The following is a 13,263-nucleotide window of genomic DNA, read 5'->3' on the forward strand; positions in this document are numbered from 1 at the left end:
AGTTCGATTGTTCTGTGCCGACAAGAAAAAATTCGGGCCACATCGACATCCGCGCCGAACAAAACTTTCCTAACCGGGGTCAGACCTCCGAATCGAAACATTTTTATTGCTAGTCAGAGCTCTGACCCCGGTTAGGAAATAATTAATATTCGGCTTATGTGCGGGAGCGAACTGATCAATTCTGAGCTCAGCAGTAAGATGGCTTCACTGCATCGCCAACCTGGCAATGAGCACTAAAGGAGCCTTACCATGAACAAAGATCAAGTCAACGGCAAACTGCAAGACATCGGCGGCAAAATTCAGGAAGAAGCTGGCAAACTGGTCGGTAGCACCGAGCAGCAAGCCAAGGGCCTGCAAAACCAGGTCGAAGGCAAAACCCAGGAAAAAATCGGCGACCTCAAAGAAGCCATCAAGGATGCGACCAACTAATTGGTCCGCTCCCTATGAAAACAGCCGCGAACTTCGCGGCTGTTTTTTTGGTCGGTCGCTTTGCGCCGGTTACTTCGGCGCGTCGGCCAGGTTCTTCTTGAAGAATGCTTCGATGGTGCCGTACACGTGGCGCTGCCCCGGCCGCGATGAGATTCCGTGCTTGGCGCCCGGGTAGGTCATCAGGTCGAAACGCACGTTGCGGTTCACCAGGCCATCGATCAGGCGCGTGGTGTTGGTGAACAGGACGTTATCGTCGGCCATGCCGTGCACCAGCAGCAGCGGCGACTTGAGCCCGTCCAGGTGCGCGAACACGCCGCTGGTCTTGTACGCGTCCGGCTGGCCCTTCGGCGTGCCGCCCACGTAACGCTCGGTGTAATGGGTGTCGTAGAGCGCCCAGTCGGTCACCGGCGCGACCGAGACGCCCATCGCGATTTTATCCGACGCCGCCGCCAGCAGGCGCAGCGTCATGTAGCCGCCATAACTCCAGCCGAACACGCCGATCCGCTTGGCGTCCACAAAACTCTGCTTGCCCAGCCAGTCGATGCCGGTCAGCTGGTCTTCGACTTCGTGCTTGCCCAGGCCATTGTAGATCGCGTCGGTGAAGGCGCGCTCGCGCCGGTACGAACCGCGGTTATCGAGGCGGAACACCACGAAGCCCTGCTGCGCCATGTACTGGTCGAAGTAGTTGCCCCACTTGCGCGAGACGTGCTGGGCGTGCGGCCCGCCGTAGGTCGACAGGTACACCGGATACTTTTTCGCGGCGCTGAAGTCCGACGGCTTGATCAGCGAGTAGTGCAAGGTCTGGCCATCGCTGGCCTTGATGGTGCCGTACTCGGTCGCCAGATGGTCGGCCTTGTACTTGGCGTACGGGTGCTCCGCATTGAGCTCGTTCTTCTCTAACCAGCCGACCATCGAACCGTCCGGACGGCGGATCGAAATCTGCGGCGGGGTCGATGGGTCGGAGAAGGTGTCGACGAACACTTCGCCGTTGCGCGAGAACGCCGCTTCGTGCCAGCCGTCGCCCTTGGTGATGCGCACCGGCTTGTTGGCGCCGCTGCCGTCGAGCGGCAGGGAGTAGGTCTGCTTGTCGATCACCGCGTCCCGGTTCGACGACACGTATACGCGGCCTGCTTTTTCGTCGACCGCCAGCACGTTGTCGATGCCCCATTTGCCGCTCGACACCGGATGCAGCAGTTTGCCATCGAGGTCGTACAGGTACAGGTGATTGCGCCCGCTGCGCTCGGACGCCCACAGGAAGGCATTGCGCTTGGAGAGGAAGCGCAGGTCGTCATGGATGCTGACCCAGGTTGTCGATGTTTCGGTGAGCAGGGTGCGCTGCGCCAGGGTGGCGGCATCGACCGAAATCAGGTCGAGGCGCTTCTGGTCGCGCGACTGCAGCTGGTACACCAGCTGTTTGCTGTTGGCGCTCCAGTCGGCGCGCACCAGGTAGATGTCGCGGTTCGGACCCAGGTCGACCTTGCGCTGCGCGCCGGTGGTGGGCGAGACGATCATCAGGTCGACCAGCACGTTGGCGTCGCCCGCTGCCGGGTAGCGCTGCTCGACGACGTCGGTGCGGTCGGCGAAAATCTCGAAACGGCGCACGACCGGCACCGGCGACTCGTCGTAGCGCTTGTAGGCGATGGCCGAATCGTCGGGCGCCCAGTAGTAGCCGGTGCGCTGGCCCATTTCTTCCTGCGCCACGAATTCGGCTTCGCCATTGAAGATGGTGCCCGCGCCGTCGCTGGTGAGCTGCTTCTCGGCGCCCGAGACCAGGTCGATCACGTACAGGTTCTGCTTGCGGACAAAAGAGACGTAGCGGCCCTTGGGCGAAATCTTGGGATCGGCCACATTGCCCGTGGCGACCTTGCGCGCCGCCTGCGGCTTGGCCGCATCGACCAGATACAGGTCGCCCGCGATCGGTACCAGCAGTTGCTTGCCATCCGGCGACCAGCTGTAATTGAGGATGCCGGTCAGGCTGGCGGTGCGCGCGCGCTCGCGCCTGGCCTGTTCTTCGGGCGAGAGGGTCTCGTTCGGAACCAGCAGTTTGGAGTCGACCAGGCGCTTCGAGGTCTTGTCCTTCATGTTGAATTCCCACAGATCGAGCTGGAACTGGTTGTCCTGGCGGCCGCGCAGGTAGGTGACACGGGCGCCGTCGGGCGACACGCGCAGGTTGCGCACGCCTGGCCCCGCCAGCGCCGGGTCGGCGTGGATACGGTCCAGTGTCAGGCGTTCGGCGGATGCGGGAACGCTGGACAATGCGGCTAGAAAGCAGAGAAGAAATCGCATGGATGTCTCGGGTGAGGTGGATGTGGAGAACTCAGGACGATACCAGAGTTCCGCACCCGTGGGCACCCCTCGCCGGCGACCGGCGTCACGCCTTTGCGCGCGTGCGCGAGAGGTGGTGTAAAGACCACGTCAGCAGCACCGCGGCCACGGTCAGGCCCAGTACGAGCCCGATCCAGAAGCCGGCGGCGGCCATCGGCACCGCCGGCGACCAGGCGAACCACGACGGCGCCAGACCGAGTACGTACCCGACCGGCATGGCAAAACCCCAGAATGCGAGCAGCTGGATCTGCATCGGCTGGCGCGTGACCTTGTAGCCGCGGATCGCGCTCGAGGTGGCAACCTGGGTGGCGTCGGACAGCTGGAACAGGGCCGCGAACAGCAGCAGGTGCGCGCACAGTTCCTGCACCGCCGGGTCGGACGTGTAGGCGCGCGCGATCTCCCAGCGGAACACGGCGATCAGCGCGGCCGAGATCAGCGCAAAGGCGAGCGACATGCCCACGCCCACCCAGGCCACGAAACGCGCGCGCACCGCGTCGCCTTCGCCCAGCGCATGGCCGACGCGGGTAATGAGGCCGATGCCGAAACTGAGCGGCACCATGAATACCAGCGACGAGAAATTGAGGGCGATCTGGCTGGCCGACACCTGCACCACGCCGAAGCGGGCGATCATCAGGCTGACCGCCCCGAACGCGCTCACTTCGGCCAGGTAGGTCACGCCGATCGGCAGGCCAAGGCGCAGCATGGCGCCGATCTCGGGCCAGTTGGGCCATTCCCAGTGCGTGAACGGGTAGGTCTGGCGGTAGGCCGGTGCGATGCGGATCCACACCAGCATGGCGCCCAGCATGAGCCACATGCACACGCCGGTGGCGACCGCGCAGCCGACCCCGCCCAGCTTGGGCATGCCCCAGTTCCCGAACACCAGCAGCCAGTTGACGAAGACGTTGAACAGCAGCCCGAGGACGGCGATCACCATCACGGGCTTGGTCTGGTTGATGCTGGTGGTGTAGCCGTACAGCGCGCGGTAGCAGGCAAAGGCCGGCATGCCGATGCTGATCGCATGCACGAACATGGCGGCGTTGGCGGCAACGTCGGGCGTGAGGCCGATATGGTCGAACACGAGGGTCGACAGATTGGCCACCAGGCAGGCCACCAGGCCCACGCCCACGCCTTTCCAGAGCGACTGGCGCACCACGTGCGGAATGCGGCCGTACTGCGCGGCGCCGATGTCGTGCGCGACGACGGTGTTAATCGCCATCATGGTACCCATCACGGTCACCAGGATGATCGACCAGACCGACGCGCCGAGCGAGACGGCGGCCAGTTCGCTGGCGCTGACGTGGCCCGTCATCGCCACATCGGCCACGCCCATGCCGACGGTGGCCAACTGCCCGACCAGCATGGGCCAGGACAGGCGCCACAGGGCGGCTACTTCGGTGCGGACGGGCGTAGGCTGGGCGAGAATGGCGGACATGGTGGACACGGTAGGAGCAAACAGGGATTTTACCGGCTAATGGCGGGCAGGGTGGGGCGCCGGTTTGCCGGGGGGCGCGTAAAGACTTGTTACACATCTCACCGCTTGCCCACTGGCGCCGCGGCCGCGCGGTCGTCACAATCGGTCATTGCACATCAAGGATCGTCCCATGCTGAAGTCTCCCCTTAAAATCGCGCTGCTGCTCGGCGCCGCCATCTTTTCCCACGCCGTCGCCAGCGCCGGTGAACTGACCCTGTTCTCGCGCGATGGTTTCGACGGCCGCGAGATGACCCTGCGCGCCACCACGCCCAACCTGGTCGAAAGCGGATTCAATGATCGGGCGTCGAGCATGATCGTGCGCTCCGGGCGCTGGGAGGTGTGCGAGCACGTCGGCTTCGAGGGCCGCTGCGTGGTCTTCGAGCAGGGCGAGTATCCGACGCTGGAGCGCTTCAACGACCGCATTTCATCGGTGCGCGAAATCATGCCGGAGCGCGGGCACGGCGGCGGGCGCCATCATGGCGGCCGGCGCGGCATGATCGCGCTGTTCGCCGACCGTGGCCTGGAAGGCGACGCCAGGCGCCTGCGGCGCGATGCCGACGACTTCGCCGAGATCGATTTCAACGACAGCGCGCGCAGCGTCCAGATCATGCAAGGCACCTGGCAGTTGTGCAGCGACGCGGGCTACCGCGGCACCTGCAGCATCTTCGCGCCTGGCCGTTACGAGGACCTGGGACGCGGATTGCGCGCTCGCGTGTCGTCGGCGCGCATGGTCGATGCCGAGGGCGGGGGAGGGGCAGGGGGCGGGCAGCGCGATGGCGATGTGGAGCTGTTTTCGTCGAGCGGCTTTTCCGGCGAGCGCCTGGTCCTGCGCGAAGACACGCGCGACCTGACCGACTTCGGTTTCAACGACCGCGCCGACGCGCTCATCGTGCATCGGGGCCAGTGGGAATTCTGCAAGCATGCCGATTTCGGCGGCCGCTGCGTGACGTTCGGCCCGGGGCGTTACGAGCGTCTGGGACCGATGGGCAACCTGATTTCATCGGTGCGCCGGCTGCGTTAAGAACCCGCTCAGCGCTGTCCGCCGGCGCGCGGCGGCAGGCTTTGAAGGTAAGCATGCAGGGCGCGCATGTCGACTTCGTTCATCTCGCCCAGCGCCGCGAACGGCATCACAGGACTGATGGTGCTGCCGTCGGGCCGGCGCCCGTTGCGCAGCATCGCCATGAAACTGTCGGGCGTGCGGTAGCGCGTCATGGCGCTGTCATAGCCCGGCGTCAGGTTGGCCGGTGCCGGCCAGGTTGACGGCGTGCCGGGAATGCGCCCGCCCGTCAGATTCTCGCCATGGCAGCCGATGCAGCTGTACGCGACGTAGGCCCCGTGTTCGATCGTCACGGCCGGCGCGGCCGCCGGCGCCGGCGGTGCCGTATGGTCGATCGTTTCGGCGGCGTCGCGCACCGCGCCGAAGGCGTACATGACCTTCACCGCCACCGGCAGGCGCACCTCGGCCGCCTGCCCGGACACGGGCGCCAGCTGGCGCGCGTAGGCGATGAGGGCGCCCATGTCGGCGTCGCTGAGCAGGCTGTAGTCTTCGCTCGGCATGATCAGCAGCGGCCGGCCATCGGGCTTGACGCCGTGGCGCAGGGTGCGCACCCAGTCGGGCGTGCGGTAGCGCGTGATGGCGCTGTTGGCGCCGGCCGTGATGTTGGGCGAGACGATGCGCGTCGTTCCGTAATCGATGACGGCGGCGCCGCTGCCATCGCGCCCGTGGCAGGTGGCGCAGCCGCGCGTGTTGAACAGGTAGCGTCCGTGCGCGATGCTGGCCGCGTCCTCGGGCAGGGTAATGTCGGCCACGTTCAGCGCGATCCTGCGCGCCATCTTGCGCTCGCCGAGCCAGATGCCGACGAGCACCGTCACGGCGGCCGCCAACCCCAGCGCCAGCATGGCCAGGCCGATCCCTTTCACCCACCCGTTCATGGCGTTTCTCCTTCAAAAATACGGCTGGCAAGCGTGCGCTGCGTCCGCCGGGTGCGTTGTAGGATGATTAAAACCGATCCTGGAGCGCCGTTCGTGGAATACAAGGACTATTACAAGACCCTCGGCATCGACAAAGGCGCTTCCGCGGAGGACATCAAAAAGGCGTACCGCAGGCTGGTGCGTAAATACCATCCGGACGTGAGCAAGGCGCCCGACGCCGACCACAGGACCAAGGAAGTGAACGAGGCGTACGGCGTGCTGGGCGACGCCGACAAGCGCGCCGCCTACGATGCGCTGGGGCGCACCCGGCGCGCGGGGGAGCAGTTCCAGCCGCCGCCCGACTGGGGCTCGGGCTTCGATGGCGGCGCGGCCGGCTCGAGCGACTTCTTTTCCGACCTGTTTGCCCATGTCGGCCGCCGCGCCCGCCCCGGCGGGCAAAGCTTCCAGATGCGCGGCGACGATATTCACGCGGCCATCACCATCGACCTGTCCGATGCATACCACGGCTCGACCCGCGCCGTGACGCTGCGCGTGCCCGAGCACGACGCCCAAGGCAGGGTGGTGACGCGCGAGCGCATCGTCAATGTCAAGATTCCCAAGGGCGTGCTGCCCGGCCAGCAACTGCGCCTGGCGGGCCAGGGCCATCCCGGCAGCGGCGGCGCCGGTGCGGGCGACCTGTTTCTTGAAATCCAGTTTCATCCCGACCCGCGCTACCGGGTCGAGGGGCGCCATGTGTACGCCAGCGTGCCGGTCGCCCCGTGGGAAGCGGCGCTCGGCGCCGGCATCGGCGTGCCCACGCCGTCCGGACAGCTCGAGGTGTCGGTGCCGCCCGGCTCGCAAACGGGGCGCAAGCTGCGCCTCAAGGGACGCGGCATTCCGGGCACGCCGGCGGGCGACCTGTATCTCATTCTCGAGCTCGTCCTGCCGCCCGCAAATACCGACAAGGCACGCGAGCTGTACCGCGCAATGGCACGCGAGATGGCCTTCAATCCACGCGCGCAGACGGGGGCGTAGGCCATGGCCGACATCGATATCGTGGGAGTGCTGCTCGACGACGTGGCGCTCGATCTGCACGAGCTGGCGCGCGCCTGTGGCGTCGAGCCCGACTGGGTGGTGCGGCATGTGGGCGAAGGCTTGCTCGGTGCCGACGAGATCATGGCGCGCGGCCTGGACGACGACGCGCGTGCGCAATGGCGTTTTCGCAGCGCCGACCTGCAGCGCGCGCGGCGGCTGGTGAGCCTGGAGCGCGATCTCGATGCCAACGAGGAAATCGCCGCGCTGGTGCTCGACCTGGCCGAGGAGGTGAGCCGTCTGCGCACGCGCCTGCGGGTGCTCGGCGCGCTGTGAGCGCAGGGCGGCGCGCCTGCTGCATCCGGTAAACATCAGCCATCTCCTGGCGATTCGATGTAGTGACTATGCTACCGGTCCGCCTGCTTCGTTTGATGCACAACAAGCCTGCTGGGTCATGGCGGCACGCACTGTCCGCCGCGTTCGCTTTCGCGGTAGCGCGCGAGGCGGGCGACACGTTGGCGCAATGGCTTCTACAATCCTCCTTCCATATTGACGAATACTTAATAGTGCAAAGGAGTTCACATGGAGCAAAACAATGGCCAGGCCCTCAAGGGCAAACGCGTGGCGGTGCTGATGACCGATGGCGTCGAGCAAATCGAGTACACCTCGCCGCGCAGTTTCCTGCAAGAGCACGGCGCCACGGTGACGCTGATTTCGCCCAAGGCCAAGGGTGACAAGGTGCAGGGCTTCAATCATGCGGACAAGGGCGACAGCTTCGAGGTGGACATGCACGTCGGCGAGGCATCGCCACGCGACTTCGATGCGCTGCTGTTGCCCGGTGGCGTGTCCAATCCCGACGCCTTGCGCCTCGACACGGCCTCGATCGATTTCATTCGCGCGTTCGGCGCCGAGGAAAAGCCGATTGCCGCCATCTGCCACGGTCCCTGGACCCTGATCGACGCCGGCGTCGCCAAGGCAAAACACATGACCAGCTGGCCAAGCCTGCAGAACGACCTGCGCAACGCCGGTGCCGAGTGGAGCGATGAGGAAGTGGTGATCGACGGCCGCCTCATCACCAGCCGCAAGCCGGACGATTTGCCGGCGTTTAACCAGGCCCTGCTGAAGTTGCTGTCGATCGATCCCGCCACTGCGGACCGGGGGCCGTCCTCCTGAGCGCATGCGGCAAAGCCGGTGCCGGATCAACGGCTTTGCGGGTTGCCGGCGGCGCCAGGCGCAACCGGCCGCCGGCTCAAATGCGTCACACGGTTCTGTCGCTTGCGCTCTGTTACGATGGGGTCTACTCATGAATTGTGTCCCACGTATGAAGACGCTGATCGCCCTTTCAGGCAGCCTGCGCCGGGACTCGGCCAATACCACGCTGCTGCGCGCCGCGATGGCGCTGGCGCCACCCGGCGTGCGGATTGTGTTGTACGAGGGCACGGACAGACTGCCTTACTTCAATCCCGATATCGAGGCCGATCCGCCGCCGGCCGCGCGCGAACTGCGCGACTTGCTGAGCGCGGCCGACGGCATCATCGTGGCCAGCCCGGAGTACGCGCACGGCGTGCCGGGCGCCTTTAAAAACATGCTGGACTGGCTGGTCGGCTGCGCCGAGTTGAGCAGCAAACCGGTTGCCCTGATCAATACCTCGGCGCGGGCGCTGCACGCGCACGCGGCGCTGGCCGAGATCCTTGCGACCATGGGGTGGCGCGTGATCGGCGCGGCGTCGCCGGTGATCGCGGTGGCCAACAGGGGATTCGATCAGGCACACATGGCGGCCGACCCGGCGCTGGCCGGGCCGCTGCTCGCTGCCATCGAGGCGCTGGTGCAGGCCAGCGTGGAGCCTGGCCTGCCATCATGAATCAGGACACGATGGACGCCGTCACACCGTTCGCGGAATCGGTCCGCGCTTTTTGCCGCTGGGCCGAAGGCGATTTGCTGCCGGGCGATGCCCAGATGACAGTCGCCCGCCGCCATCTGGCGCGTTTGTATGCGCAGGCGCTGGATTTGCCGCAGCGCGATTGCGACTGGGGCGATGATGCAGCGGAGGTGTCGCGCGAGGCGTGGGGCGCGATGTTCAAGCGCTTTGGCGCTCTTCCGGTCAACTGTTATTCGGAGAGCGCCAATCCCCTCGATATTGCCTCCTGCGAGACCATGCTCGGCGATCTGGCCGACGATCTGGCGGACATATGGCGTGATCTGAAGCACGGTCTCACGCTGCTCGATGGCGGCAATGCCGATGCGGCCGTGTTTCACTGGCGCATGCACTTCATCATCCATTGGGGCAGCCATGCCGCCAGTGCCCTGAATGTGTTGCAGTACTGGGAACAGCGGCAACCCCGCACGTGGGCGTGATCCACGCCCTGTTCCAGTGTGGTGGCGGCAGCGCTCGGCCGGCGCCTTTTTATGGCGCGAGCTGCTTCAGGATCGCATGGGCCGCTTTAATGCGTGCCGGAATCGGGTAGTTTTTGTTCGCCAGGATCACGACCCCAATTTTCTTCCCCGGCACGAAGGCCACGTAGTTGCCGAATCCGCCCGTCGAACCGGTCTTGTTGAACAGCATCTTGTCGGATGCCGCGGGCCGCCCTGTGAGCCGCTTTGCCGCATTCGGCTCCATGATCATCGTGTACGCGTTGCCTGCCTCCAGACGCTGCAAGGCGACGGGGTAGGGATACTGCTCCCACCCGAGCCCTTGCACCATCGCGCCGACCTTGAAGTAGCCGACCTGGGTGCCGTTGACCGCGCGCCGCATTGGCTCATCGAGCCGCTGCGGATCGATGTTCGCTTCCACGAAACGCAGCACGTCGGCCGCTGTCGACCGTACGCCATACGCTTGCGCGGCGAATACGCCGGGGTTCATGCGGCGCGGTTTGTTGTCCTCGTCGTAGCCCCACGCGTAATTCGGCATCGCACTGTCGGGCACGCGGATGTAGCTGCTTTTCAGGCCAAGTTGGGGAAACAGTTGCTGCTCCATCGCGTCGGCAAAATCGCTCTTGAGCGCCAGGGCCGTGAGATGGCCGAACAGCCCGAGGCTGGGGTTCGAATAGCTGCGTTGCGCGCCCGGCGCGGCTTGCGGTTTCCATTGCCGGAAATAGTCGGTCTTCGTGGCGTCCGTGACCTCCTGCGGAAATTGCAGCGGCAGCCCGCCCCCCGTGTAGGTGCCGAGATTGAGCACGCTCGCCTTGTCGATCGCACTGCCTTTCAGCTCCGGCATGTACTTGCCGGGATGGTCGTCCAGCGAGAGTTTGCCGAGCACCTGCGCATACGAGGCCAGCGTTGCAGTGAGCACCTTGCTGATGGAGCCCAGTTCGAACAGCGTGGCTTCGCTGACGGGCGTGTTGTCCTTGACCGATGCCAGGCCGTAGTTGAAGACATAGGGCTTGCCATCGACCGTCACGGCCACCGCCATGCCCGGCACCTTGTATTCGGCCATGATAGGGCCGATGGCTTTATCGACGATGGCGCGTATGCGCGCGTCGTTGCCGGCAGCGTGGCTGTTGAGGGGTGCGAAACAGGACGCCACGAGGGTGGCGGTGATGCAACTGATGAATTTTGGGAAGAGCGTCAACATGGTGTTCCTTTTCTGATGGAGGGGATGCAAACGGGTACAACGATCCACCCCCGCTCTTTCGCAGGAGCGCGGTTGCGTGGCTTTCTTTTGTTACTCGATGTTGTTTGGAGGCGGCGTGGTTACAGCGTGTCCAGCCGCCTTCGCATGTCGTGCAGGAACGCTGCCTTCACCCGGCCGCCGGCGAAGCCTTCTTTGCGGGGTTCGAGCGCCATGCGGGCGAACACGATCGTGCGCTCTCCCTTGCTTGCCCACCCGACGTACCAGCCGTACTGGTGCGCCTGGTCGTCCCGCCCATCGGGCAGCACGGGCGATGCCGTGCCGGTTTTGCCGTGGATTGTCCAGCCGTTGTCCAGTGTCTCCGCCTGCATGATGCGCGACGTCATGTCATATGCCTTGGGCGCCAGCGGCAACTGGCGGTTGACCACCTTGCGCAGGAATGTCACCTGCTCGGCTGGCGATATTTTCAGCGATGAGCTGACCCATGACAGGGCCAGGCCGTTGCCCTTGCCCCGGTCGCCGGAGACATCCTGGTTGCCGTAATTAAAGCTGTTGACGTAACCCTGGAACCGCGCGGCGCCAAGCTGGGACGTGACTTGCTGCGCGAACCACAGTACCGAATGCGTGAACCAAGTGGTCGGGTCGGTCGCCGTGCGCCATGCCGGGTTCCAGTGGACGTACTCCTTGCGAAATGGCATGCGCGGCGCGTGTTCGTCTTCCAGGATGCCGCTGTCGTAGCCCATCAGGCTGACGGCGATATTGAATGTCGATGCCGGCGTGATGCGCTCGTCGCACTGGCCTTCACGGACCAGGCGCTTGCCGCTGGCGGCGTCGGCCAGTTCGGTGCAGCTGACGGCGTTTGTGGATGCGGTAGCGCTGATGGGCGATGCCTGCGCCACTGGCTCCGGCGATGGCGGCGCGGATTCGCCGCGCCATGCCAGTGTCGGCTGGAGCGCGAGGCTGCCCATCAGGACGCTTGCCAGTGCGGCGAACGCGGCAAGGCGTGTCCAGCGGCCGTGCGCCATCGCGCCCGGCTCGCGGATCAGGGCGATCCTGCCGGCGAGCGTACGCGCGCTGACGGCGCCGAAGGCAAGGGCGTTTGTTGCCGGCGAACGCTGCATTTTCAGTTGCGCCACCAGGGCCGCCGCGTAGGCTTTGCGCTGCGTGGCCGGACGGCCGCTGAGCACATCGCGGTCGCAGCCCAGTTCCAGCGCCCACGACAGGTTGGCGCGCAGCAGCCGCATGAAGGGGTTGAACCAGAGCAGTGTTTGCAGCAGGATGCTGGCGCTGATCCAATGCAGGTCATGGCGCCGCAAGTGCGTCAGTTCGTGTTCCACCATCATTTGCTGTTGGGCCGTCTCGAAGCGGCGCAGGTGCGCGGGCAGCAACAGTCGCGGCTTGAAAAGACCGAACAGCATCGGCGATATCGGCGCGTCGACTTCGATCACCTTCGGGGCGTGGGGCACGTTGTTGATAAAGCCGTCGTGCTGGTGCGGGGCGCAGAGGCGCCCTCCGCTTGCGGCCAGGCTGGTGAGGATGCGCCGCGCTTGCAGCAGTCGGGCAATCGCGTAGCCAAGGCCGAGCAGGTAGCACAGCAGCCAGGCTTGCGCGCCCAGGGCCAGCCAGGAAGGCCCGGCAGTCTCCAGGCTTGGGATGCCGGCCGCGCTGGCGGCGCTGTTGGCCCCAGGGCTGATGTCCGGGAGGGCGGCGTGCGCTTGCGCCACGCTCTCGATTTCGATGGGCGGCACCAGCCGCAGGCGTTCGCTGTGCGGCAGCAAAATCAGCAGGAAGGCCGCCACGATCGTGACCTGGCCGAGCAGCCACGCCGAGCGCTGTGAGGCGACGGCGGGGAGGGCGCGCCGGCACAGCGCCATCACGGCCCATACAGCCAGTCCGGCGGCAACGCAGCCGCCGCTGGCCAGCAGAAACCGGAACATCAGCAGATCGGTCGGATTCATTTGGCGCCGCCATCGTTGTCCGGCCAGTCTTGCAGCAATTGTTCCAGTTGCGCCAGTTCGGTGTCATCGACCAGCTTGCTGCCGGTGAACATATTGACCGGAAACGGGGTGGCCATTTCCATGACGCGGGTGCCGAAGTCGTGCGCAAATGTCGCCAGGGTGCCGACTTTTTCGAGGGCGGCTTCGTACACTTGCACGCCGTGCAGGGTGGCTTGGCGCACCGAGCCCTTGTCCAGCATGCGCTCCAGGGTTTTGCGCGTCGATGAGTATGACCAGCCAAGTTCGTCTTCGATCTGCTGATGGATTTCGCGCGCACTGAGCGGCTGCTGTCGCCACAGCGCTTTTAGGATGATGAGTTCGGATATTGAGGGGATTGCCATGGAATTTTCTCGGTGCGACGGTTGCCACCATTATGCGACACGTGTCGCAGAAGCGTCAAGATGGATTTGGATGGTCGTGCTGAACCGGTGGCGAATAACGATTGATTGAGCGAATCACTGGCGTGCGGTGACAGTCGTCTGACTGTCGGAGCCGGCACGACGCGGGATGTGCCGGGTCGCGACGGTCGC

13 protein-coding genes and 1 pseudogene are annotated in these 13,263 nt (G+C 65.2%); 7 read left to right on the forward strand and 7 right to left on the reverse strand.

Annotated elements, in window-relative coordinates; genetic code table 11:
• Positions 1–249: 249 nt before the first annotated feature.
• Positions 250–429: a CsbD family protein gene (locus tag RBA41_RS31895; protein ID WP_306628374.1), complete on the forward strand. Its 180-nt coding sequence runs from the start codon at positions 250–252 to the stop codon at positions 427–429.
• Between the two features lie 69 nt (positions 430–498).
• Here RBA41_RS31895 and RBA41_RS31900 read toward each other — a convergent pair whose 3' ends face one another.
• Together RBA41_RS31900 and RBA41_RS31905 are read right to left on the reverse strand one after the other, a co-directional pair.
• Entirely contained in the window at positions 499–2,715 is a 2,217-nt protein-coding gene (locus RBA41_RS31900) for a S9 family peptidase (RefSeq protein ID WP_306628375.1), read from the reverse strand.
• 85 nt (positions 2,716–2,800) lie between these two features.
• Positions 2,801–4,186 (reverse strand): MATE family efflux transporter, encoded by a 1,386-nt coding sequence (locus RBA41_RS31905; protein WP_306628376.1) that lies wholly within the window; start codon positions 4,184–4,186, stop codon positions 2,801–2,803.
• A gap of 169 nt (positions 4,187–4,355) precedes the next feature.
• Here RBA41_RS31905 and RBA41_RS31910 point away from each other — a divergent pair, with 169 nt between their 5' ends.
• Positions 4,356–5,246 (forward strand): beta/gamma crystallin family protein, encoded by an 891-nt coding sequence (locus RBA41_RS31910; protein ID WP_306628377.1) that lies wholly within the window; start codon positions 4,356–4,358, stop codon positions 5,244–5,246.
• An 8-nt stretch (positions 5,247–5,254) separates the two neighbouring features.
• On the opposite strand, the gene RBA41_RS31915 is transcribed toward RBA41_RS31910, so the two are convergent.
• The gene (locus RBA41_RS31915; RefSeq protein ID WP_306628378.1) at positions 5,255–6,157 is read right to left on the reverse strand and encodes a c-type cytochrome; all 903 of its coding nucleotides are present in this window, start codon (positions 6,155–6,157) and stop codon (positions 5,255–5,257) included.
• 93 nt (positions 6,158–6,250) lie between these two features.
• Here RBA41_RS31915 and RBA41_RS31920 point away from each other — a divergent pair, with 93 nt between their 5' ends.
• The 5 genes from RBA41_RS31920 (at position 6,251) to RBA41_RS31940 (ending at position 9,523) form a co-directional block, all read left to right on the forward strand.
• A complete protein-coding gene (locus RBA41_RS31920) occupies positions 6,251–7,171 on the forward strand; it encodes a DnaJ C-terminal domain-containing protein (RefSeq protein WP_306628379.1) in 921 nt (306 codons plus the stop codon).
• Positions 7,172–7,174: 3 nt separating this feature from the next.
• A complete protein-coding gene (locus RBA41_RS31925; protein WP_306628380.1) occupies positions 7,175–7,504 on the forward strand; it encodes a chaperone modulator CbpM in 330 nt (109 codons plus the stop codon).
• A gap of 246 nt (positions 7,505–7,750) precedes the next feature.
• Positions 7,751–8,341 (forward strand): type 1 glutamine amidotransferase domain-containing protein, encoded by a 591-nt coding sequence (locus RBA41_RS31930; RefSeq protein ID WP_306628381.1) that lies wholly within the window; start codon positions 7,751–7,753, stop codon positions 8,339–8,341.
• 148 nt (positions 8,342–8,489) lie between these two features.
• Positions 8,490–9,029, forward strand: a complete 540-nt coding sequence (locus tag RBA41_RS31935; protein WP_306628382.1) for an NADPH-dependent FMN reductase — start codon at positions 8,490–8,492, stop codon at positions 9,027–9,029.
• Positions 9,026–9,523: a DUF5063 domain-containing protein gene (locus RBA41_RS31940; RefSeq protein WP_306628383.1), complete on the forward strand. Its 498-nt coding sequence runs from the start codon at positions 9,026–9,028 to the stop codon at positions 9,521–9,523. The genes RBA41_RS31935 and RBA41_RS31940 overlap by 4 nt, the downstream gene beginning before the upstream one ends.
• Before the next feature lie 49 nt (positions 9,524–9,572).
• Here RBA41_RS31940 and ampC read toward each other — a convergent pair whose 3' ends face one another.
• The 4 genes and pseudogenes from ampC to RBA41_RS31955 form a co-directional block, all read right to left on the reverse strand.
• Positions 9,573–10,739, reverse strand: a complete 1,167-nt coding sequence (gene ampC, locus RBA41_RS31945; RefSeq protein ID WP_306628384.1) for a class C beta-lactamase — start codon at positions 10,737–10,739, stop codon at positions 9,573–9,575.
• Positions 10,740–10,858: 119 nt separating this feature from the next.
• Entirely contained in the window at positions 10,859–11,635 is a 777-nt protein-coding gene (blaOXA, locus tag RBA41_RS33550; protein WP_374709636.1) for a class D beta-lactamase, read from the reverse strand.
• A 201-nt stretch (positions 11,636–11,836) separates the two neighbouring features.
• A pseudogene (locus RBA41_RS33555) lies at positions 11,837–12,694 on the reverse strand (M56 family metallopeptidase); the annotation flags it as partial.
• Positions 12,691–13,074 (reverse strand): BlaI/MecI/CopY family transcriptional regulator, encoded by a 384-nt coding sequence (locus RBA41_RS31955; RefSeq protein WP_306628386.1) that lies wholly within the window; start codon positions 13,072–13,074, stop codon positions 12,691–12,693. The gene RBA41_RS31955 and the pseudogene RBA41_RS33555, both read right to left, overlap by 4 nt.
• Between the last annotated feature and the right edge of the window lie 189 nt (positions 13,075–13,263).

It is taken from the genome of Massilia scottii, from assembly GCF_030846495.1.
Taxonomy (GTDB): Bacteria; Pseudomonadota; Gammaproteobacteria; order Burkholderiales; family Burkholderiaceae_D; genus Telluria_A; species Telluria_A violaceinigra.

Bases quoted from the DNA above. Each gene is read 5' to 3' on its own strand.
- RBA41_RS31895 (WP_306628374.1), top strand. From the start codon at position 250: ATGAACAAAGATCAAGTCAACGGCAAACTGCAAGACATCGGCGGCAAA.
- RBA41_RS31900 (WP_306628375.1), bottom strand. From the start codon at position 2,715: ATGCGATTTCTTCTCTGCTTTCTAGCCGCATTGTCCAGCGTTCCCGCA.
- RBA41_RS31905 (WP_306628376.1), bottom strand. From the start codon at position 4,186: ATGTCCGCCATTCTCGCCCAGCCTACGCCCGTCCGCACCGAAGTAGCC.
- RBA41_RS31910 (WP_306628377.1), top strand. From the start codon at position 4,356: ATGCTGAAGTCTCCCCTTAAAATCGCGCTGCTGCTCGGCGCCGCCATC.
- RBA41_RS31915 (WP_306628378.1), bottom strand. From the start codon at position 6,157: ATGAACGGGTGGGTGAAAGGGATCGGCCTGGCCATGCTGGCGCTGGGG.
- RBA41_RS31925 (WP_306628380.1), top strand. From the start codon at position 7,175: ATGGCCGACATCGATATCGTGGGAGTGCTGCTCGACGACGTGGCGCTC.
- RBA41_RS31930 (WP_306628381.1), top strand. From the start codon at position 7,751: ATGGAGCAAAACAATGGCCAGGCCCTCAAGGGCAAACGCGTGGCGGTG.
- RBA41_RS31935 (WP_306628382.1), top strand. From the start codon at position 8,490: ATGAAGACGCTGATCGCCCTTTCAGGCAGCCTGCGCCGGGACTCGGCC.
- RBA41_RS31940 (WP_306628383.1), top strand. From the start codon at position 9,026: ATGAATCAGGACACGATGGACGCCGTCACACCGTTCGCGGAATCGGTC.
- ampC (WP_306628384.1), bottom strand. From the start codon at position 10,739: ATGTTGACGCTCTTCCCAAAATTCATCAGTTGCATCACCGCCACCCTC.
- RBA41_RS31955 (WP_306628386.1), bottom strand. From the start codon at position 13,074: ATGGCAATCCCCTCAATATCCGAACTCATCATCCTAAAAGCGCTGTGG.